General features: G+C 56.7%; 19 protein-coding genes. 7 read left to right on the forward strand and 12 right to left on the reverse strand.

The genetic code is table 11. The features are described 5' to 3' along the window. Positions 1-9 precede the first annotated feature (9 nt). From QFI97_RS18710 to QFI97_RS18735, 6 genes are all read left to right on the forward strand, one after another. A complete protein-coding gene (locus QFI97_RS18710) occupies positions 10-960 on the forward strand; it encodes an aldo/keto reductase (RefSeq protein WP_346431776.1) in 951 nt (316 codons plus the stop codon). Beyond that, complete coding sequence (locus tag QFI97_RS18715; RefSeq protein WP_331850516.1) at positions 957-1,826, forward strand: amidohydrolase family protein; 870 nt, start codon at positions 957-959, stop codon at positions 1,824-1,826. The genes QFI97_RS18710 and QFI97_RS18715 overlap by 4 nt, the downstream gene beginning before the upstream one ends. Before the next feature lie 61 nt (positions 1,827-1,887). Then, positions 1,888-3,192 carry an MFS transporter gene (locus QFI97_RS18720; RefSeq protein ID WP_346431777.1) on the forward strand — a complete coding sequence of 435 codons (1,305 nt, stop codon included), beginning with the start codon at positions 1,888-1,890 and terminating at the stop codon, positions 3,190-3,192. 102 nt (positions 3,193-3,294) lie between these two features. Next, positions 3,295-4,221 carry a dihydrodipicolinate synthase family protein gene (locus tag QFI97_RS18725; RefSeq protein ID WP_095095917.1) on the forward strand — a complete coding sequence of 309 codons (927 nt, stop codon included), beginning with the start codon at positions 3,295-3,297 and terminating at the stop codon, positions 4,219-4,221. Continuing rightward, positions 4,214-4,546: an L-rhamnose mutarotase gene (locus QFI97_RS18730; RefSeq protein ID WP_095095914.1), complete on the forward strand. Its 333-nt coding sequence runs from the start codon at positions 4,214-4,216 to the stop codon at positions 4,544-4,546. Before QFI97_RS18725 ends, QFI97_RS18730 begins: the two co-directional genes overlap by 8 nt. Positions 4,547-4,635: 89 nt before the next feature. Beyond that, positions 4,636-6,156 carry a carbohydrate porin gene (locus QFI97_RS18735; RefSeq protein WP_346431778.1) on the forward strand — a complete coding sequence of 507 codons (1,521 nt, stop codon included), beginning with the start codon at positions 4,636-4,638 and terminating at the stop codon, positions 6,154-6,156. Positions 6,157-6,199: 43 nt separating this feature from the next. Here the strand turns inward: QFI97_RS18735 and QFI97_RS18740 are convergent, their stop codons facing one another. The 9 genes from QFI97_RS18740 to QFI97_RS18780 all read right to left on the reverse strand — a co-directional run bounded on the left by QFI97_RS18740 (position 6,200) and on the right by QFI97_RS18780 (position 15,202). After that, positions 6,200-7,078 (reverse strand): AraC family transcriptional regulator, encoded by an 879-nt coding sequence (locus QFI97_RS18740; protein WP_095095910.1) that lies wholly within the window; start codon positions 7,076-7,078, stop codon positions 6,200-6,202. Between the two features lie 357 nt (positions 7,079-7,435). Further along, a complete protein-coding gene (locus QFI97_RS18745) occupies positions 7,436-8,626 on the reverse strand; it encodes an ABC transporter substrate-binding protein (protein WP_095095907.1) in 1,191 nt (396 codons plus the stop codon). 4 nt (positions 8,627-8,630) lie between these two features. Beyond that, positions 8,631-9,653, reverse strand: a complete 1,023-nt coding sequence (locus QFI97_RS18750; RefSeq protein WP_095095904.1) for a CobW family GTP-binding protein — start codon at positions 9,651-9,653, stop codon at positions 8,631-8,633. Further along, entirely contained in the window at positions 9,640-9,954 is a 315-nt protein-coding gene (locus QFI97_RS18755; RefSeq protein WP_095095901.1) for a hypothetical protein, read from the reverse strand. Before QFI97_RS18755 ends, QFI97_RS18750 begins: the two co-directional genes overlap by 14 nt. A gap of 10 nt (positions 9,955-9,964) precedes the next feature. After that, on the reverse strand, positions 9,965-10,711 hold the full coding sequence (locus QFI97_RS18760; RefSeq protein ID WP_095095898.1) for an SDR family NAD(P)-dependent oxidoreductase: 747 nt from the start codon (positions 10,709-10,711) through the stop codon (positions 9,965-9,967). Between the two features lie 9 nt (positions 10,712-10,720). Further along, a complete protein-coding gene (locus QFI97_RS18765; RefSeq protein ID WP_095095895.1) occupies positions 10,721-11,497 on the reverse strand; it encodes an SDR family NAD(P)-dependent oxidoreductase in 777 nt (258 codons plus the stop codon). A 9-nt stretch (positions 11,498-11,506) separates the two neighbouring features. After that, a complete protein-coding gene (locus QFI97_RS18770; RefSeq protein ID WP_095095892.1) occupies positions 11,507-12,880 on the reverse strand; it encodes an MFS transporter in 1,374 nt (457 codons plus the stop codon). A gap of 31 nt (positions 12,881-12,911) precedes the next feature. After that, positions 12,912-13,793 carry a polysaccharide deacetylase family protein gene (locus QFI97_RS18775; protein ID WP_346431779.1) on the reverse strand — a complete coding sequence of 294 codons (882 nt, stop codon included), beginning with the start codon at positions 13,791-13,793 and terminating at the stop codon, positions 12,912-12,914. Positions 13,794-13,804: 11 nt separating this feature from the next. After that, a complete protein-coding gene (locus tag QFI97_RS18780) occupies positions 13,805-15,202 on the reverse strand; it encodes an amidase family protein (protein ID WP_095095889.1) in 1,398 nt (465 codons plus the stop codon). Between the two features lie 319 nt (positions 15,203-15,521). Between QFI97_RS18780 and QFI97_RS18785 the strand changes: the two genes are divergently transcribed. Continuing rightward, entirely contained in the window at positions 15,522-16,532 is a 1,011-nt protein-coding gene (locus QFI97_RS18785; RefSeq protein WP_095095885.1) for a GntR family transcriptional regulator, read from the forward strand. A 254-nt stretch (positions 16,533-16,786) separates the two neighbouring features. Here QFI97_RS18785 and QFI97_RS18790 read toward each other — a convergent pair whose 3' ends face one another. From QFI97_RS18790 to QFI97_RS18805, 3 genes are all read right to left on the reverse strand, one after another. Further along, positions 16,787-17,875 (reverse strand): sigma 54-interacting transcriptional regulator, encoded by a 1,089-nt coding sequence (locus tag QFI97_RS18790; protein WP_346431780.1) that lies wholly within the window; start codon positions 17,873-17,875, stop codon positions 16,787-16,789. 2 nt (positions 17,876-17,877) lie between these two features. Beyond that, positions 17,878-19,491 (reverse strand): sigma-54 interaction domain-containing protein, encoded by a 1,614-nt coding sequence (locus QFI97_RS18800; RefSeq protein ID WP_095095879.1) that lies wholly within the window; start codon positions 19,489-19,491, stop codon positions 17,878-17,880. Between the two features lie 202 nt (positions 19,492-19,693). Continuing rightward, on the reverse strand, positions 19,694-20,299 hold the full coding sequence (locus QFI97_RS18805) for a Fe-only nitrogenase accessory AnfO family protein (RefSeq protein ID WP_095095876.1): 606 nt from the start codon (positions 20,297-20,299) through the stop codon (positions 19,694-19,696). Between the last annotated feature and the right edge of the window lie 5 nt (positions 20,300-20,304).

The following is a 20,304-nucleotide window of genomic DNA, read 5'->3' on the forward strand; positions in this document are numbered from 1 at the left end:
GAGCGAATAATGAAAACAGTACCTTTTGGACGCACGGGAATTCAGGTACCGGTGCTGGCGATGGGCGCGGCCTCTCTGGGCAGCATTTATCACCCGGTATCGCAACAGCAGGCTAACGAAACCGTGGCGACGGCCCTTGCCCACGGCGTGAACTATTTCGACGTTGCCCCCTATTACGGGCTGACCAAAGCGGAAACCGCCCTGGGCGTCGCGCTAAAAGGCGTACCCCGCGGCAGCTATACCCTGGCGACGAAAGTCGGGCGCTACGGCGACAGCCAGTGGGATTTCTCCCGCGAGGCCACCCTGCGCAGCATCGATGAAAGTCTTACCCGTCTGGGCAGCGACTATATCGATGTGATTCAGTGCCATGACATTGAATACGGTGATATGGGGCAACTGCTGGATGAAGCGCTGCCGACGCTGCGGGAGCTACGCGATAGCGGCGTCGTACGCCACGTCGGTATCACCGGCTACAATCTTGCCCTGCTGGAGCGCGTCGCCTGTGAGCAAAAAGTGGATACCGTGATGGCCTACTGTACCTGGAGCTTACAGGACCGACGGCTGGGCTCGGTAGCGCAGCGGCTGAATCAGGCAGGGATTGGCGTACTCAACGCTTCGCCTCTGGCGATGGGGCTGCTGACCCGCAGCGGCGCGCCGGACTGGCACCCGGCGCATCAGGATGTGCAGGCTATCTGCCGCCAGGTGTCCACCCTGTGCGATAGCCACGGCGTGAATATTGCCCAGATTGCTCTCCAGTTTGCGCTCACCACCGCAGCGGATAACGGCATTGCCTCCACGGTAATCGGCACCGCCAGCGCCGACAATATGCTGGATAATATCCGCTGGTGCACGCAGCCGCTTGACCCGGAACTGCTCGCTCAAATCAATGAGCTGATGGCTCCCGTACTCAATATTGGCTGGGATCTGCTGCCGGGCAACGGAGGGAAAGCGCAAAAATGAGCACCTTCGACAGCCATCTGCATCTCTGGGATCCGCGCGTGCTGCGCTACGACTGGCTGCAGGAACTCCCGGCGCTTAACCGGCCCTTTTTGCCCGCTCAGCTGGCGGAAGTGGCGAAGTCCCCGGAAGCGGCCATCGTAGTTCAGGCCGACTGCGCCGAGCAGCAGGCGCTCCAGGAGGTGGCGTGGATAAACCAGCTGGCTGAAACCAGCGCGATTAAACTTGCCGGAATTGTCGCCTGGGCGCCGCTGGAAACGGGCAACGCCGTGGCGCCTTATCTGCGCCATTTACGTGAATTGCCGCGCGTGGTGGGCATCCGGCGCTCCCTGCACAATGAGCCGCTGGATCTGTTTTATCACGCCGGTTATCGCGAGGGTTTACTGGCGGCGGCCCGCGAAGGCTTTGTGCTGGATATGTGCGTCAGGGCATCTCAACTGACCGCGCTTCACGATTTATTGACGTGGCTGTATCAACGCGCGCCTGAAGCCCTGGTCGTGCTGGATCATATGGGAAAACCGGCTATCGCTGACGCCCAATGGCAGACCTGGCTGGACGCATTTACCGCTCTCGCCGCCTTTCCTCATCTGGCATGCAAAATCTCTGGCTTGCCGACAGAAGCGGACTGGCAAAGCTGGCGGCCGGAGCAGCTGCGGCCCTGGATCCAACAGGCAATAGCGGTATTTGGCCCACGGCGCTGTTTATTCGGCGGCGACTGGCCGGTAGTCGAACTGGCGGGTGGCTACGCGCGCTGGCAAACCTGCGTGACCGAGGCCATTGCCCACTTATCTCCCGAGGACATTAACGCGGTAATGGGCGAAAACGCGCGCCGTATTTACCTGATGCAATCAGGAGGGGAAAATAAATAAAAACTGAGTCAGATGACGTTTATTTCAATTCACCCTACTGAATAATAATGAGGAAATAAGCATGTCCGATAATATCAATTCATTACCCGGCGGCAAGGTTGACGATCGGTCGCAAACCACGTCGCCAGCAAATAACATTATGGTGACGGGGCGTAAGAAAAATATTCTGCTGGCCTCGCTGTTTACTAATTTCTTTGTTCTGCTGGCGCTCTACTGCGGGGTTATCTCAGTTCTTCTCCCCAATCACGTGGCGCAAATCGACCCGGAAAATAAAGCTAACAACCTGGCTATCGTCATGACTTCGGCGCTGCTGTTTACGATTTTCGCTCAGCCGATTGCCGGAGCCGTATCCGACCGCTGCCGTTCGACATGGGGACGCCGTTCGCCGTTTATCGTTGGCGGTGCATTAATCGGCGGGCTGGCTATCTTCGGCATCTCCATGACAACCACTATCGCCGGCATTGCGGTGTTCTGGTTAATGGCTGCCGTCTCGCTGAACTGCATGAACGGCCCGCTGGCTACGGTGGTCGCTGACCGATTCTTACCGGAGAACCGCGGTATCGCTTCCGGCTTCGTCGGCGCGGGTTCCACCGCCGGCGGCACGGTGGGGATTATTCTTGCCGGCTATCTGGCCTGGAACCTGCAGCTGGGGTACCTGGTTTTCGCACTGGCTATCGCCGCCTGCTGCGTGGCCTTTGTGCTGATCAACCGCGAACCTTCGACCCGAGCCATGGAGGTTGAACCCTTCCGCTGGGGGTCGTTCTTCAAAAACTTCTGGGTCAGCCCACGCGAATACCCTGATTTTGGCTGGGCATTCTTTGGCCGCTTCGCCATGTATCTGGGCTACCAGGGCGTGGTCACTTACCAGCTGTATATTCTGCAAGATTTCATTGGCTTAAGCGTCGAAGATTCTAACTATGCTATCGGCACCATCTCGGTCATCACTTTGGTGACGCTGCTTTTCTCCGGTCTGGTTTCCGGCATCATCTCCGACAAACTGCAACGGCGAAAAATCTTTGTGTTCCTCTCAACTCTGCTGATGGCCGCTGGTTTATGCGTTCCTCTGTTTATGCCGACGCTGACCGGAATGTATATCTATGCCGCCATTATGGGGCTGGGCTATGGCGCTTATACCTCCATCGATATGGCGCTGATGACTCAGGTGCTGCCGGGCGGCGGTAAACAGGCCGGTAAAGATATGGGGATCCTGACAATTGCTACCGTATTACCACAATCTTTCAGCCCAATATTATCCGCATGGCTACTGGCAACGTTTAATAATGATTATTCATCGCTATTTATTGCCGCTATTGTTTTCGTCTTTGCTTCATCGTTTTTTGTATTACCGATTAAATCCGTTAAATAAATAACGCGTTATATGCAGGCGAGAGCGCGCTCAGCAATGAGTGTGAAGGCCCTCGCCTGCGCCTGATACCGGGATTCCCGGTAATTTTCACAGGAGAATACAATGGCTCAGCCTCTTTTCCACGGGGTCATTCCCCCGGTACCTACGCTATTTAATGCGCAGGGAGAATTTGATGAATCCGCCCAGGCAATATTAATTGAACACCTGCTGGCATCGCCGGTAGATGGCCTTTTTTTCCTCGGCAGCGCGGGGGAATTTGCCCATATGTCCGATGCCCAGCGGCGTCATGTAGCAGAATTCTGTCTCACCCAGGTGGGTGGGAGAAAACCCGTTTTGATCGGCATCGCCTGCTGCGGCACTCAGCAGACAATCGAGGTCGGACTGCATGCGCGACAGGCTGGCGCAGACGGCGTGGTGGTGGTTAACCCCTGGTACAGTCCTCTGAGTGAAAGCAATCTGGTGCGCCATTTCATAACGATTGCTAACGCCCTGCCGCTCCCCATCATTCTCTATAACTTCCCGGCGCTTACCGGTCAGTCGATCCCGCCGTCGGTTATCAAAGACCTGGCGCTGAGCTGCCCGAATATCGTGGGCCTGAAAGATACCGTCGATACGCTCTCGCATATCAGAGAAACCCTGCACGCGGTCAAGCCCCTACGCCCGGATTTCGCGGTGTTTGCCGGCTATGACGAATATCTACTGGGGACCTTGATTCTGGGAGGTGACGGCGCTATTCCAGCCAGCGCCAACTTTGCGCCGCAGCTCGCCTGCGGAATACTTCGCGCCTGGCATCGTCACGATCTTAGCGAAGCGGTGGCCCTGCAGCAGTCTCTTTCGTGGATCCCGCCGCTCTACGCTATCGATGTGCCATTTTATAATGCCGTGAAATATGCCCTCCGGCTGACCGGCGTGGATATTCCTGTCTATGCGCTACCTCCCGCGTCGCCATTAACAAACGAAATGCAAGAAGAAATTAAACAGATTCTGCACCGTGCCCACGTTATTAATAAGGATGACAACGATGAGTAAAGTTCGCCGCTTTGGTTGTGTGGTTAAAGTCCGTCCAGAAAAGCTCGATTATTATAAAGAGCTTCACGCTAACCCTTGGCCGGAAGTCAATGCCATGATTAAAGAGTGCCATTTACGCAACTTCTCTATTTACTATAAAAATGGATTATTGTTCAGCTATCTGGAGTATGACGGTGACGATTACGAAGCTGACCAAAAGAAAATGGCCGCGCATTTAAAAACCCAGGCATGGTGGCAGGAGACCGGGCCATGCCAGATGCCTCTCGACGGCGAACCGGAAGGCTCGTTGTGGGCTGAAATGGAAGAAGTTTACCACCTCGATTAATAGAAAAAATAAATACCCCACTCTGCGTTATTTTACTGGCGCAGGGTTCCCTGCACTTTTATTTATGATAGTGACCTAATGAGAATAAGATGAAAATAACCTCTATGACCCTACCAGGTTTCTGCCTGATAAATATCATGACCATCCCTTACGCATTTTCCGCACAGAATGTCAGTATCGAACAACGCCTGAATCAGCTGGAATTACGGCTTCAGCAGGCGGAAAATCGCACCGCGGTGGCAGAGCAAAAAAATGCACAATTAGCAACCCAGCTAAAACAAACGGAAGCGGGTTCGCACCAGGCACAACAAAAGGTCGAAGATCTTGAAACCCGTACGCAAAAAATTGAAAAAATCACTCCTGATGATAATGGCTATTTTGAACTCCACGGCTATGCGCGCTCCGGGATGATGACCAACCACAACGCCCGCCATTCACAGGGAGGACCGTTTATGACCCCGGCCGGGCAAACTGGCGGCGCAATTGGCCGTTTGGGGAACGAGCCGGACACCTATGTCGAAGTCTATCTGGAGAAAAAACAGCGCCTGGATAATGGCGCGACCACCCGCTTTATGACCATGATCGCCGACCAGCAAAAAAGCTATAACGACTGGACCGCTGATTCCAGCACCTTAAACGTCAGTCAGGCGTTTGCCGAAATCGCCTCTCTGCCCAGCTTTAGCGGGCCGCTTAAGGACACCACGCTGTGGGCCGGCAAGCGCGTCGATCGCGATAACTTTGAAATTCCGTGGCTCGACTCCAAATTCGTGGCGCTCAACGGTACCGGAGGCGGCATTTATGACGTTCGCTGGTCGGAGAATACGCGCAGCAACTTCTCTTTTATCGGGCGCAGCTTCGGCGATGTCGACGTAGTTAATAATGATGTGCAGAACTATATCCTTACCGCCAACAACTATTTTGGCCCGGTACAGCTGTTTGTCAGCGGCATGCAGGCAAAGGACAATGAGCAACGGGAAACGCTTAGCGGCTATAAAGTCTTTAACGCCGCCAATAAAGGCTACACCGTCCTGCTCGGCTATCAGGGCGATAGCTTCTATGGGCTGACGCAGGGGGAAACGCGCAGCGTGCTGTCATGGGGACAAGGTCTGGGCGCGGAGGTGAAAAATATCGGCACCGACCCGGCGCTACTCTCCGATGCCAGCACCCTGCGTTTTGCTAGCTATGGGATGGTCAATCTGGCCCCCGACTGGGATTTTGCCCCCTCGGTCCTTGCGCAATCTAGCCGCGATCGCTACGTCAAGGGCGACGACTACCGCTGGATAACCCTCAACGGCCGCCTGATGCAGAACATTACGCAAAACTTCGCTTTAGGCTATGAGGCCACGTGGCAGTATATGGATCTCGACCCCAACGGCTATCAGCAGTACCAGAAGGTACACGGCAACTTCTATAAACTCACCTTTGCCCCAACCTTCCGCCCGGATGATATTTCGCCGTTCTTCACCCGCCCGGAGCTGCGCGTTTTTGCCACCTGGATGAACTGGGATAAGGCGCTGGATAACTACAGTCCGAACGATACGCTGGGCCAGAAAGGCTTTAACTCCGGTGGAGAGTGGTCGTTTGGTATTCAGATGGAAACCTTCTTCTGATCGAAGGTGTTCGGCTTTCAGGCAAAGCCGAACACCTGCTGGTTTATTCTGCCGATCCGTCCGACAGCTGTCTCTCCTGGCGGCGAAACTCGCTGGGCGAAACCCCAACCGCACGATGAAAATCACGCGAAAAATGCAGCGGATCGTTATAGCCCACCTGCCCGGCAATTTTGCCAATGGTGTCATCCGTTTCCACCAGTAAGCGCCGGGCCTGGGACAGGCGATAGTTTTTTAGCCATTTTAACGGGCTCTGATTGAAGGTTTCCTGAAACAGGCGAAATAACTGCGACTTGCTGACCTGGCAATACTGCATAAATTTGCCAATATCCCACTCGTCATTATAGTGGCTGTGGATCTGATAAATAAGATGCCCCAGTCCCCGATGGGTAATCACCGGAGATTTCTCCGTTTCCTGACTGCGGTTTTCCAGCAAAGTAAAAATAAGTTTGGCGCACAGCGCATCACAGTGCGCGTCCGAAACCAGCGTATGGCTTTTCATTAAGCCGAAGAGTTGATAATAAATTTCTGTTACCTTCTCCGGCTGTTGAAAGGTAAAAACGGGCGCCTGGAGAACATTGAGAATATGCATGATGCTATTTAATTTTGAACTATCTATTCTCAGCCATAATATTTCCCAAGGCTCGGCGCTATCCGGATAGTGTTCATGCGGCCATCTTACCGGCAGCCAGGCGAGATTCCCCTCCTGCACATGATGAAGATTATTTTCCAGGCGAACAACGCCTCGCCCTTTGAGACAATATATAAGCTCATGCCCGACAACGGACTGGCGCTGAATATGAAAATTGGCGTTAGTCCGGATATGCCCCGCCCTGAGAACCCGATAGTTAACCAGCGTCGAAAAATCATCGGATTCCCGATACCAGTTTTCGATGACCTGCGTTCGCTGCGCGAGTGAATTCATATGCCGCTCCCTACACAATCAATATTCATCAAGCGTATGAATATCTATCGTGACACGGTATGCGGAAATTCAGGCCGGTTTCGTTATGGATTTTTGAGCTATCTCACAACAAAGCAACAGATGAATTCTACGTCGAAGATTTTCCCCCAAAAGCCATCTTTAACACTCACTCAGCGCGTCAGGAAAGCCCCACGGCGCATGGCCGGTGTCACAATGCTTCGGCCTGCCTCAGGGTAACGTTTTCCCTTCCGGCTCTCCCCCTGAATGATGAGATCGTTGTTTAACGGTTTCCACCGTAGTACGCAGTGAACCAATTAAAGAAAAGGATTGATGAGAATCTACTCCCTTAGAATAGGGTTAGTTCTTTAACATGGCCTCCTGCCAGCGTCTCGTCAGATAATTATGTTCATCCATAACCGAATTCCACACCGCAATATGTCCCATACGTTGCGCGTAACTTCCGCCGTCACGGATCTCGCCCACAGGGATCAGCGGCGCGCCATGCGCATCAAATAGCAGCTCAGCGGCAGGTTTTCCCCCATACCAAAAATCCCATTCAGCCAGTGAGAGATGAGCGCGACTTCGCTGTGGATTGGAGATGTAATATCCCTGCCGGGCCATCACCGCGCCGGGCCAGCCGGACTGCCACCAGTTGAGGTATTCGTATGCCGCATCTTTTATGCTCCCGGTCACGCAGCGTGATAACGACATCCCGCCGTACCATGCGCGATACCCTTCTCTCGGGTGCGCCATTTTATAGCCCCGCTGGTGAAAGTGGCGACGGAAATAGATAGGAGCCCACAGGCTCTGGACCTCCACGTGCCGGTTATCGATTAAGTCGCAAGCCTGCTCCTGAGTCGACCAGAACGCCGCAAAGTGCCCCTGGCGATTGAGCTGTGTCAGCTCCTCCGTCAGAACATCGATCTCTTCCAGCGACAGATTGCCGATATCCGAAAACCGCGCCATCCCGGCCCCCTGCATAGCCAGGGCCGCATCAATGCCCCCCATTGCCGCATCCTCCTGCAGCGCAACCGCCCCGGTGAGCGCAGGATGCAGCAGCCACCCCCAACTCTCCTCCTCGCCGCGCAGCGCATCAGGAAGACGGTCGACATGATAGGCAAAGCTATCGGCGTTATGCGTCAGCGGCAGCATGCTAATGCGATCGCTCGGTTGGCTGCTCAAATGGAGATCGCGCTGGACGTACAAGCGCTGGGACGGGACGCTGCCGTCGGCAAGCTCACCGGTTAAGGTGCCCAATTTAGCCAGCTCGTTGACCTCATCCCAGTATTTCAACCGTTTAATTTCAAGAGGTTGAATAGCGCGGGCTGGCCAGACAAAATCGATATTATGAAACCACTGATCGTACAGATCGTAACTTTCCGGCTGCATGACTGCGATACGCTGCGCGTCCTCAACGCTGTGCAGCAGGTATTCGATGTTAATCCCCAGCTCTTGCTCCGCGCGTATGCGCAGCATCTCCAGCAACGTCACCGATGTACCAAGCACCCGAAGCGTCAGCGGGGGGCGCATTATCGCGGCTGAATTCATCCCTTCAGGACTCCTGTAATACATGCATATAGCGGCTGAAGGCCTGTTGTAAACAGCTGGCCTCAAGCCCCCGCAAAATAAAGACCAGCGTTGAACTTTCCAGCGCTCCCGGCCAGTCACGTAAATGCACCGGCGGATGCAGCGTATGCTGCACACCGTGGATCACCACTGGCGAGTCGCTGTCACTGACGCGCAAAATCCCCTTCACCCGCAGGACTGCGCTCCCATGGCAATGTAATAGCATTGATAGCCAGATAGCAAATGCCGGCCAGTTTAACGACCGTTCAAGCGAAATTACGCAGGTCTGCGTCGCCGGATGCGCCTCGCTGTAGGGGGTTGGCATCAGCGTAAATGTCTTCTCCGCGCAAGCGCCCAGCCAGCGAACGCGCTGCTCGGGGGAGCCGCGAACGACTTCGCTGCGGAATAACCACGCTGGCGCATCCAGCGCCTGCCGGGTATCCCCCAACTCCGCCAGCGGATTCAGCTGCCGCAGCCACTGCCGCAGGGCGGCCGCCTCTTCCGTCGGGACGCGATCGCTTTTGCTCACCAGCAATTTATCCGCCGCGCTAACCTGCGCCAGCCACTCGGGCTGGCTATCCGCCTGATGACGAGCATGTTCCGCATCAACGAGCGTAACCAGCGTTCCCTGCACAAAATGGTTCTGCAGCTGCCGATCGTGCAGCAGCGTGGAAAGAATGGGGGCCGGATCGGCCAGCCCGGTGGTCTCAAGCACCACATGATGAAATGCCGGGATAAGGCCGCGGGTCCGGCGTTCATAGAGATCCAACAGGGCAGCCTTTAGCTCGCCGCGAATCTGGCAGCATACGCAGCCGCTCGGCAGCAGCACCGTATCCGGCGCAACTTCATTCAGCAGATGATGGTCGATACCGACCTCGCCAAACTCGTTGACCAGCAAGGCGACATCGTTGAGATTCTGCTGAGCCAGCCAGCCTTTAAGCAGCGTCGTTTTGCCGCTGCCAAGGAACCCGCTCAATACATGTAGGGGTAATTTTTCATCGTAAGACATCATCCCTCCCCGTCGCGTCCAGCGCGGCCAGCCAGCCCTCATCCAGCGGGTCGACCGCGCGGTGGAGCATTTTTTCGGCCTCTTTCCACAATACGTCAAGCGAGTGCACCAGCACCTGCTGCCCCGTTGGGCTGGCCAGCAGCCAGCTGCCGTGAAACTCCGTCAGCGTGAGGCGCCAGGGCTTCAGAGTCCGGTTGAGCAGCGCCAGCTGCTGCAAACGCAGCTGGCGCCGGGGAATATCCTGCCGCAGCGGATCGCTCCACTGCGGCCCGTTGTCAAGCAGACCGCAAACACCACACATTTTGGGCTCCTTAGGGCATCACATCGCCAGAATTAGGGCCCAGCGTCTGGCCGGCAAACAGGTTGCCGCCGGGTTCGCTGGCCAGCAGCAACGCCACCGGCGCCACCTCTTCCGCTCGTCCAAAGCGGCCCAACGGCAGCTCTGCCGCTTTCGCCGCCTTCCAGGCCTGGTTAATCCCGTCGATGAGCGGTGTATCAATCGGCCCAGGCGCGATAGCGTTCACCAGCACGTTGCCGGAAGAGACTTCCAGCGCCAGTGATTTTGTCAGGCCTATCACCCCCGCCTTCGCCGCCGCATAGTGACACAGCTCAGCCCCACCCTTAATGCCCAGCTGGGAGGCAATATTAATAATGCGCCCCCATCGCTGTGCCAGCATCGCCGGTAGCGCACGCTGGCTCGCCAGAAACACGCTGCGCAGATCCACCGCCATCATCGTTTCCCACATCTCCAGCGTGATGTCGCTACAGCGCGCCTGGGTCAGCATACCCGCGTTGTTGACCAGCACATCAATGCCTTCATAGTATTCAAGACAGGCATCAACCCCGGCGGTCGCCCCGGCGACCTCGCCGACATCGGCGACGATGCCCTGGCATACCGCCCCTGACTGTCGGCAGCGTTCAACCACGGCGGACAATCTATCGCTATCGCGGTCGGTCAACACCAGCCGCGCTCCTTCGCAGGCAAACAGCACGGCGATTGCCTCGCCTATTCCGCTGGCCGCCCCGGTGATAACGCAACGTCTGTTTTGCAGTAGCATACTGACTCCTTAATCAGGCCAACGAACGGTCAGACCGCCATCAACAATGAGGCTTTGTCCGGTCAGATAACTGCTCTCTGCGCTGGTCAGAAAGGCCACCACCCGGGCAATATCCTCCGGACGCCCCACCCGCTGCAATGGGATAGATTTCGCGGCTTTCGCCAGCCCCTCGGGCCCAAGAGAGTTCTGTTTATCCAGCGACTGCGGCGTTTCAATCAAGCCGGGAATAACCGCATTGCAGCGGACCCCTCGCGGAGCCAGCTCAACCGCTAACGAACGGCAGATCCCAGGCACGGCAGCCTTCGCCGCCGCATAGTGCGCATGCTCCTGCCAGCCGTAGACGCCACCAGCAATCGACGAAATAGCCACCAGGCTAGCGCCGTCCCCCAGATGTCGGGCCGCGGCGCGAAAACAACGCATCACGCCCGTCAAATCAACATTAAGCATGGCGTTCCACCGCTCGTCGCTCATCTCTTCAATCGGCGAACAGCGTAAGATCCCGGCATTGGCAATAACATAATCAAGACGGCCAAAATGGTTCACCCCCTGGGAGATAAACGCATCCACCGACGCGGTGTCGGCCACGTCCAGCGGCAGCCAGAGCGCCTCCCCTCCGGCGGCCTCGACCTGAGCCGCGGCGGCGGCAGGGTCATGCGGATCGTCAGGGTAGTAGCCCGCAATCACGCGAACGCCGCGCCGGGCGTACAGCGTCGCTAACGCCAGCCCAATACCGCTCGCTGCGCCGCTGATGGCGGCGACAGGTTGGCTGGAAATCGTCATGTGCATAATCGCTCCTTAAATTTGAGGCTCAGTGTTAACCGCATTTTTGACTGCTGCCGCGCTCTGCATATCGGCACGCGCAAACCACATCACGATGCCGGAGATGAAGCACGGAACCGCCCCGAACCACAGCGCCGCATCCTGCCAGTTGCCGCCGTGGCTCAGCACGGCGGTAGTACCGACGCTGGCGATAATCGCCCCGACCGGCCCCATCGCGCCGATTAGTGCGCCCGCCGTAGCGCGGATCGCGGTAGGGAAGCTTTCGCTAATGAAAAACAGCGCCGCGGCATAGGGACCGATCAGGAAAAATAATCCAATGCTGTACAACGCGACGATCGTGGCAAAGTTGTCCGGGCAGAACAGCATGCCGGCAAAAGCGATCCCCCCCAGCATCCAGCCGACCGCGATGGTGTTACGCCGGCCAATCCGGTCGCCAAGCCAGCCGTGGGCCAGGTAGCCGCAATAGCCCACCAGATTCGACAGAATCAAGATCAGCAGCGAGTTATTAAAGGAGACATCGTGAGTTTTGGTAATGACCGTGGTGCCCAGCACGCTAAAAATCTGAATGGCGAACCAGTTAATCAGCACCGCCGCACCCAGCACCAGCGTGGCGCGCAGCGAGGGACCGCGAAAGGCTGCGGCGATGCCGCCGCGGTGATGCTCTTCCCAGGAAACCTGATAATCCGCCGCCACCTGGCGCGCATCGGCAACATTGCCTTGCTCGCGCAGCTGCTGGATCTTTTTCTGCACCTGAAACTGCGGCGTCTCTTTCAGCTTTAACGCCAACACCGCGATAATCAGTGAAGGTAAGGCGGCGAAAATAAAGCTGCCTTGCCAGCCGATAATCGGCATCAGAATAGCGGTCAGCGCCGAAGCCACCAGGGCACCCACCGGCCATCCCCCTTGCACCAGGCTATAGACAAAGCCTTTGCGCTTATTGAGCTTCGGGTCGTCAATGGCGGTATATAGCTCGGATAAATATGTCGCATTCACCGTTTGCTCGGCATACCCCAACCCGGCGACTGAGCGAATCGCCGTGAGCGCGCCTTTCCCCCAGGAGCCGCCTACGGCGGTCAGTAATGAGCAAAGCGCGGCGCCGCCGACGGTAATAACAATTCCCATCCGCCGACCCAGGCGGTCCACCAGCGGGCCAATCGCCAGCGCGATTACCGCCCCGCCAACCGCGACCCAGGTGGCGATTTCCGCCTGCTCAACCTCGTCCCAGCCAAAATGCACGCCTATTTCCGGCAGCAAAGTACCAAACAAAATGAAATCGTATACAGCAAAAACCCAGGCAAAAAATGCAATCCAGGTGGCGAATTTCACATCCTTGATAGTCAACTGCTGCGGCTGCCAGCCGTTTACGGAGGTTTTCTTAAAAATGCTCATAGCGTAATCCCTCGGTCGGGGTTAAATGACATTATGCCGAGCGCGGTTCGCGCGCCTTGAAATCGTCCGCAATCTCATCAAAGGTGACAAAACGCACCCCTTCGTGGCTGCGGATGTACTGAATCAGGCGCTCGAGCATCAGCAGCACCTGGGGACGGCCGGAAACATCAGGGTGGATGGTCATGGTGAAGACGGCGTAATCATTTTCGCGATAGACCCAATCGAACTGATCGCGCCACATCTCCTCCAGATGGCGCGGATTGACGAAGCCGTGGCTGTTGGGGGATTTTTTGATAAACATCATCGGCGGCAGATCGTCGAGGTACCAGTTAGCGGGAATTTCCACCAAATCAGTCTCTTCACCACGCTGCAGCGGCTTCATCCAGGCGTCCGGATGCTGGCTGTAGTCGATTTTGGTCCAGCTGTCGCCAACCCGCACGTAGTAGGGATGGAAGTCGTTGTGCATCAGGCTGTGGTCGTATTTAATCCCTTTTTTCAACAGCAGCTCGTTGGTCACGTTGCTGAACTCCCACCAGGGGGCCACATAGCCGGTGGGGCGTTTACCCGCTAACTTCGTCACCAGTTCGATACTGCGATCCAGTACCGCTTCCTCCTGAGCCGGGGTCATCGCAATCGGGTTTTCATGGCTATAGCCATGGATCCCGACCTCATGCCCGGCATCAACAACCGCTTTCATCTGCTCCGGGAAGGTCTCAATCGAGTGGCCCGGGATAAACCAGGTGGTGCGCAGGTTCTGTTCCGCGAACATTTTCAGCAACCGCGGCGCCCCCACCTCGCCGGCGAACAGACCGCGCGAGATATCATCCGGCGAATCTTCCCCGCCGTACGAACCCAGCCAGCCGGCAACGGCATCAACGTCTACACCAAACGCGCAAAGGATGTCTTTGGCCATATTTCATTTCCTTAAGAGTTGAGATACAACGGGTCAGCGCAGGCGGCATGCCGCTGCGCAAGAAGGTCGGATACCGCACTGGCGGCCATCAAGAGACGGCGATCCTCGCCGGTCGGTAGTGAGAAGAGCAGACTGGTGAACAGCCCGTTAGCCGTCACCCCGCTCGGCAACGCGACGCCGGGCATATCCAGCAAACTGCCGGGCATGGTCAAACGCAGCGTCGCGCTATTGACCACGGCGAAAGCCTCCGCATCCGCAACCAGCGGCGCCAGGCGCGGCGCGGTATGCGCCACCGTCGGCGTCACCAGCACCGCACCATTGAGCTCATCGGCCAGCGCCTGCTGCCACAGCGGCCGCTGGCGCAAAAACGTGGTTAGCACCGCCGGGTCAATGCGCCCGGAAGCCATCAGGCGGCGACGAATAAACGGATCGATATTTTCCGCCGCAGGCGATGACAGCAGCGCAGCATGTAGCTGGAAAGCCTCAACGGCCCCCGGCCAGCCGTGCGCCGCAATCCAGGCGAGCGCATCATGGAAGGCGTTTAGCCGCCGGTACTCCACGGCGATACCTGCGGCAGCCAGGGACGAAAGCAGGCGATAGCCCTGTTCCCGGACCGCAGCATCAGCGGCGTCCATAAGTTGAGAATCAACAACCAGCGCCGGAGCCGGGTACGTCTCCTCTTCCACGCCGCAGAGAATCGCATCCAGCGCGCGGGCATCGCGAACGCTACGGCACAGCGGGCCGAGCGTGTCCAGCGAATCGGCGAGAGGGAACACCCCGCTCGCGTCATAGCGCTGACGGCTGGAGCGATATCCCATCACGCCGTTGAACGCCGCCGGGATCCGTACCGAACCCGCGGTATCCGTCCCCATCGCAATGCAGGCCAGCCCCAGCGCTACCGCTCTGGCCGCGCCGCTGGAAGAACCGCCCGGGACCTGTTCTTCACCGTCAGCCGCCAGCAGGGCCGGGGTGCCGAACGTCGGGTTAATGCCCAGTCCGGAGAAAGCAAATTCGCTCAGGTTGGTTTTACCCATCGTGACCATCCCCGCCTGGGTCAGACGCGCCACCAGCGCGGCGTCGCAAACGGCCGCCGGGGCGTTCCGGCGGGTTGCCGACCCTGCCGTCGTGCGTGTGCCCGCAATATCAAACAGATCCTTCCAGGCGACGGGGATACCGTCCAGCGCGCTCAACGGCGCCCCTTGCTGCCAGCGCCGCGCCGACGCCGCCGCCTCTTTACGAGCGCGCTCGGGAGTCAGAGTTATGAAAATGCCGCTCGATTTCTCCGCCGCCGCCAGGCATGCGTCGGTGAAATCGAGCGGTGAGAGCTGGCCCTCGGCAAACAGTGCGGCAATAGAGCAGGCATCGAGTTGGCCCTGCTGGAACTGCTGGCGGATCGTGTTGGCGTTCATGCTCACCTTAAATGTATATTTAATTAAAAATCCATTTAAACATAGCAAAACGAATGCCAATAAAACGACAAATAAGTGACCAAAATGTGATCAAAGTGTATTATATTTGTATTAATCATTAAATATCATGGAGATGAAGCATAGCTGTTGCGGCCTCTGCTCCTGCTTCCCCGGATCGGCACGACATGGAACAAAATGTATTTTGTTATCAATGGTCCATTAAAGGGCATTCTGCACCACGGCGGTGCCAGCGATGCGGGTAGCTATGTCATTGAGCAGGATGTGATAAGGTAAGTGCGATGAGGTAAGGATCGAAAATATGGTCATGCAGACAAACCCTTCGCATGCGGCAACGGAAGAAACCGCCTCTGCGCGCTATGAAGTCATTCGGCAGTTTTTACGTCACACCTTGATAGAGCAGCGAGTGCCTAAGGGCCTGGTGCTGCTGGAAGGTCCGTTAGCGCAACTATTCGGCACCAGCCGGGTACCGGTGCGCCGGGCGTTAAGTCTGTTACATGAAGAAGGTCTGATTACCCGATTTGAGGGTCGCGGCTTTATCGTGGCGCAGGATGCGGAAGCCGTAGAACCCTTGCGTATTGCCTTAACGCGAGAATTGTTCGGGCTTAACGAGCAGCAAGCGCTGGTGGACACTCGCACCAGCGGGGAGAAGGTACTGGAAGGGCTGCAGATCGTGCTTTCAACCGCGATGGTGTTCGGTTGTTATCAGGTTAATGAGCAAAAGGCGGCGCTGTACTACAACGTGAGTCGTTCGGTGGTCCGTGAAAGCCTGATGCGCTTGCGCGATAAGGGACTGGTAGAAAAAGAGCCCTATTCACAGTGGTTGACGGGACCGCTTACCGCTCGAGAAATCGCGGATCACTTTGAGATCCGCGCCAGCCTCGAACCCGCAGCGCTCTGCAAGGCTGGCCCTCTCCTCCAGGCGGAGTGGATTGCTTCCATGCTGGAAAAGACGCATAAATACAAAGGCCGGCAGCTGACGGCCACGGAGCTGGAATTACTTGAAGAGGATTTGCACGTCCGCTGCCTCGAACCTGCCGGTAATAAGTTGATGATGCAAATCCTGCGTCAGCATCAGTCCCCCTTCATCGTCACGCGCATCTTCTACGATTTACTTGCTATCCCGGTGGAAACAACCACGCTGGAGGAACACGCTCTGGTGTATGGCATGCTGCTGAAAGGAAACTGGCCCCTGGCGGCAGCCTGCCTGAAAGACCATCTCGAACGCGCTCAGGTCCGAACTTTGCAGCGCTTAAAAGTCCTTTCCGTGCTGCCGGTACCCGTTCTCCCGGATTTTATGGAACCAAAATAGTAACTTATCAATTGCTGTGTCGGCATTCTTAATTTTGGCTATAGCTCAAGCCGCCGTCGGTAAAGGAGTCCGTTGAAGCAAAATTACCAGATGGCATTTGGGGAACATCAATTGGATATGGGGTGGCGCATGACGCAATAAGGATACTTATTATCTCCCCATCTGCTGACGGTGAATAGCTTATGGAACATACAAGAAAGCAGGATGTCATTATTGGCGTTGTTCTGAGTAAGATGACCTTCCCCTATTTTCATTCAAAATTTTCGCACCTCAATCTTCAGCTTATGAAGCGCATAATAGAGCTGGCGCGGCGTGATATTGAGCAACCGCGCGGCTTTGGCTTTTACCCATCCGCTTTTCTCCAGTGCCGTAATAAATCGATGCCGAATTTCGTCATCCGCATCGCTACCGCTTACCGTCACCGCCGTCGGCGCCTGGATATTTGCGGGCGCCCGGCAGGGATCCCACCCGCCGGCAGGTTCCGGCAGAGAGATATTTCTCCGTCGTTTACTGTAGTTTTCAATACGCAAATTCAGCTGCTTACGCAGACAGCGTCCCTGAATACAGGGCAGTTGCGCAATGATATCGCTCTGGCGATGCAGCACCGCATATTCAAGACAGTTTTCCAGATCGCGCTGATTGCCAGGCCACTGGCAAACATACAGCGGCGAAAGCGCCTGCGGATCCAACTGCACCTTAACGTGATTGTGCCGGTTAAAGCGGCGAAAAAAATCCTCCACCAGCCCAGGGAGATCCTCAGGTCGTTCGCGTAGCGGCGGGAGCGGAATACTGGCCACGTGCAAGCGGTAATATAGCTCCGGCAAAAAAGCGCCCTGAGCAACCCGTTCCTCCAGATTAAGCTCGCTGGCGCACACCAGCCGGGTATCGCCGCACCGGCTGCGATTATCGACCGGAGAGAGAAAAGGACGTTGCTCAAGCAGCAGTATCAACAGCCGTTGCAGGCGTAATGAAAAGTGACCGATCTCGCTTAGAAAAAGAGTTCCGCCCGCCGCCTGCTCCAACGCTCCGGGCACCGGCGGCGTGCGCATGGCATCTCCCAGCAACGCGTGCAATACCTCCTCTTCCGCCACATGATCGCAGGCAAGCTTCACAAAGGGACCTTCCCGCCAGGACGACCCGCGATGCAGGGCGCGCGCGATGGTATCTTTTCCGGTTCCGGGTTCGCCGCGCAGCAGCACCGGCGTTTGCACTGACGCATATTGTTGCAAGCGGGTCATCACCTGTTTCATCGCTGGCGAATGGGCAATCAGCGGGCGGGGTTCACTGTGCCTGGGTGCCGGACGCTCAGGCGTATGGATATTGTCGCGGTTGTTACGCGTCATCGTCAGGCTTGCCCCCTAAACTGTTTGTAGTTCAAGCGGTATTTTTCCAGCCTTAGCCCCAGCGCCCGACGCGTCATATTCAGATGCGCGGCGGCGCGAGAGACATTTCCCTGAAACATACCCAGCGCTTCAACAATCAGATCGTATTCGATTCGCGAAAGGCGAGCCTCCAGGCCATCCTGCTCCGCCAGATGCTCAATCACCGGCTGAAGCGACAGGGGGAGATGCCAGGCATGAATGATACCTTCATCCGCCAGCAGCACCGCCCTCTCCATTACGTTTTCCAGCTCCCGTACGTTGCCTGGCCAGTCGTAGTTGAGCAGCATATTCAGCGCAGGCGTGGCGATAGTGGGGATCTCTACCCCCTGCTCGCGGGCAAACCAGGCATTGAAGTGATCGGCAAGAATGAAAATATCGTTCCCGCGTTCGCGCAGGGGGGGAATGGTAACCGGGAAGACGTTCAGGCGATAATAGAGGTCTTCGCGAAACGTCCCCTTCCCGACCATCTCACTGAGATCCCGATGGGTGGCGGCGAGGATCCGGACGTTAACCTGCAGCGTATCGTTACTGCCCACTCGCTCAAAGCTGCGCTCCTGTATGACGCGCAGCAGTTTGGATTGCGCCGAGGGCGAGAGTTCGCCGACTTCATCAAGAAAAATCGTACCGCCATCCGCCTCTTCAAAACGTCCTGCCCGGCGGGAAATGGCCCCGGTAAACGCCCCTTTCTCATGGCCGAAAAGTTCGCTCTCAATAACGCTCTCCGGCAATGACGCGCAGTTGAATTTGATGAAGGGGCCCGCCGAACAGTGGCTGTTCTGGTGAATCGCCGTAGCTACCCGCTCTTTGCCAACTCCGCTCTCTCCGAGGATCAGCACGGTGGTGCGCGCGTGGCTGACTTTATCAATCAGCTGATATACCGCCTGCATGGCGCGGGAGTTGCCGATAATATTGGCAGGCTTATACTTTTCCGCGCTTTGACTGATGGCCGTACTGTGCGCCCGCAGCACTTTTTTGTGCGCGCGCTCCAGTAAATGAAGCTCCACCGCCTGAGCAATAATGGCCGCAATGACCCGCAGCACTTCCAGATCTAAAAAACGCAGCTGGACATTGTTGTAAACGCGTTCAATGCCGATGGTCCCCATCACCTTTAGGCCACGGATAATCGGGACGCATATAAACGAGTGCTGCCCGTCACGCTGCTTATCCCAGCTGCCGGTACGGTTAAGGAATAAAGGGTCATCGGCAATATGCGGCACCACGATGGGCTGTCGCGTCTCAATCACCCGTCCCGTGATGCCTTCCCCCGGCGCATAGACGCCTTTTTCCACCTCTTCCGGCGACAGGCCGTAGCTTTCATGGATAAAGATTTGATCGCAACTCGCGTCATAGAGGGTAATCATGGCGCGGATCACCTGCATATGTTTTTGCATCAGCTCCAGCACCAGCTTCAGGGTGCGCGAAAGTTTTCCCTCTGCGCTGACCACTTTACTGACCTCCGAGAGCAGCGGCATCAGTTCAGAACGGCACTCCCCCAGACGGCAGCTGAACGACAGCGGCTCCGTTAGGGGGGAAAGTGTCGCGCCGGTCAGGTTAAAAGCTCTTTTCTCAAGGTGCATCGCGTTTCTCCCGATAAATAGACGACCAGACTCACGAGCGAGCGGCGTTAAACCGCCTGCGTTCTCTGATGCAAAATCAACGCCAGCGCAGCCTGAAACGAGCGCGACATAACCAATTGAATTTATTTATTTCTTTAAAAAACCAGGCGCGCACGACGGGAGAAAGTGTTCCGCAAGGTACATTATTGTTGGCTTTCGTACATTAGCGTACAGGCTCCACCATGACGCTGAGCATGCCGTCGCCGCCGGGCATGACGCGCCAGGTAAAACGGGCAGGGTCCAGAGCAGAAAACCACTTTGGCAGATGGTCGCAGCGGATCTCCAGCGAACTAAACGTCTGCTGCTCGAAGAACGGCATCAGCAGCCGCTTCGAGGTGTGCGCTCCGCCGCTCTGCAGCGCCGCCAGCAAATCCACGCGAAACGCCCCTTCCCCCTCGGCGGGCATGATGAATGCCTGAGGAAGGAGGGTGACAGGTTCAGGCGCGGGCGGTATCTGCACGACGATACGATCCAGAAAGTCTTCCGGCCTGCCGCTCGTTTTCCACATGGTTAGCCCCATGCCGTCGAGCCATGCCAGCAGCGCGCCGCGGATCTCGCTGGCGACAAAATGCCGACAGTGCGGCAGCTCGGCCAGCATGGATAGCGTACGCTGGCGAATTTGGCTAAGCGTAAGCGTAGGTGAGAGAGCAAAAGGGATACGCTGACAGCTCTGCCACTGGCCCTCTTCGCGGGTAAAGACGTTGACATAGCCGGACTGGCCCAGCGGGGCCGTTATGCCTCGTTCATCAACAAATACGGCGATCTTCATGGCAT

The organism is Klebsiella scottii (genome assembly GCF_036561945.1).
GTDB lineage: Bacteria > Pseudomonadota > Gammaproteobacteria > Enterobacterales > Enterobacteriaceae > Klebsiella > Klebsiella scottii.

Bases quoted from the DNA above. Each gene is read 5' to 3' on its own strand.
- QFI97_RS18745 (WP_095095907.1), bottom strand. From the start codon at position 8,626: ATGAATTCAGCCGCGATAATGCGCCCCCCGCTGACGCTTCGGGTGCTT.
- QFI97_RS18740 (WP_095095910.1), bottom strand. From the start codon at position 7,078: ATGAATTCACTCGCGCAGCGAACGCAGGTCATCGAAAACTGGTATCGG.
- QFI97_RS18715 (WP_331850516.1), top strand. From the start codon at position 957: ATGAGCACCTTCGACAGCCATCTGCATCTCTGGGATCCGCGCGTGCTG.
- QFI97_RS18790 (WP_346431780.1), bottom strand. From the start codon at position 17,875: ATGACGCGTAACAACCGCGACAATATCCATACGCCTGAGCGTCCGGCA.
- QFI97_RS18785 (WP_095095885.1), top strand. From the start codon at position 15,522: ATGGTCATGCAGACAAACCCTTCGCATGCGGCAACGGAAGAAACCGCC.
- QFI97_RS18725 (WP_095095917.1), top strand. From the start codon at position 3,295: ATGGCTCAGCCTCTTTTCCACGGGGTCATTCCCCCGGTACCTACGCTA.
- QFI97_RS18765 (WP_095095895.1), bottom strand. From the start codon at position 11,497: ATGCACATGACGATTTCCAGCCAACCTGTCGCCGCCATCAGCGGCGCA.
- QFI97_RS18750 (WP_095095904.1), bottom strand. From the start codon at position 9,653: ATGTCTTACGATGAAAAATTACCCCTACATGTATTGAGCGGGTTCCTT.
- QFI97_RS18780 (WP_095095889.1), bottom strand. From the start codon at position 15,202: ATGAACGCCAACACGATCCGCCAGCAGTTCCAGCAGGGCCAACTCGAT.
- QFI97_RS18775 (WP_346431779.1), bottom strand. From the start codon at position 13,793: ATGGCCAAAGACATCCTTTGCGCGTTTGGTGTAGACGTTGATGCCGTT.
- QFI97_RS18755 (WP_095095901.1), bottom strand. From the start codon at position 9,954: ATGTGTGGTGTTTGCGGTCTGCTTGACAACGGGCCGCAGTGGAGCGAT.
- QFI97_RS18735 (WP_346431778.1), top strand. From the start codon at position 4,636: ATGAAAATAACCTCTATGACCCTACCAGGTTTCTGCCTGATAAATATC.
- QFI97_RS18760 (WP_095095898.1), bottom strand. From the start codon at position 10,711: ATGCTACTGCAAAACAGACGTTGCGTTATCACCGGGGCGGCCAGCGGA.
- QFI97_RS18770 (WP_095095892.1), bottom strand. From the start codon at position 12,880: ATGAGCATTTTTAAGAAAACCTCCGTAAACGGCTGGCAGCCGCAGCAG.
- QFI97_RS18805 (WP_095095876.1), bottom strand. From the start codon at position 20,299: ATGAAGATCGCCGTATTTGTTGATGAACGAGGCATAACGGCCCCGCTG.
- QFI97_RS18730 (WP_095095914.1), top strand. From the start codon at position 4,214: ATGAGTAAAGTTCGCCGCTTTGGTTGTGTGGTTAAAGTCCGTCCAGAA.
- QFI97_RS18710 (WP_346431776.1), top strand. From the start codon at position 10: ATGAAAACAGTACCTTTTGGACGCACGGGAATTCAGGTACCGGTGCTG.
- QFI97_RS18800 (WP_095095879.1), bottom strand. From the start codon at position 19,491: ATGCACCTTGAGAAAAGAGCTTTTAACCTGACCGGCGCGACACTTTCC.
- QFI97_RS18720 (WP_346431777.1), top strand. From the start codon at position 1,888: ATGTCCGATAATATCAATTCATTACCCGGCGGCAAGGTTGACGATCGG.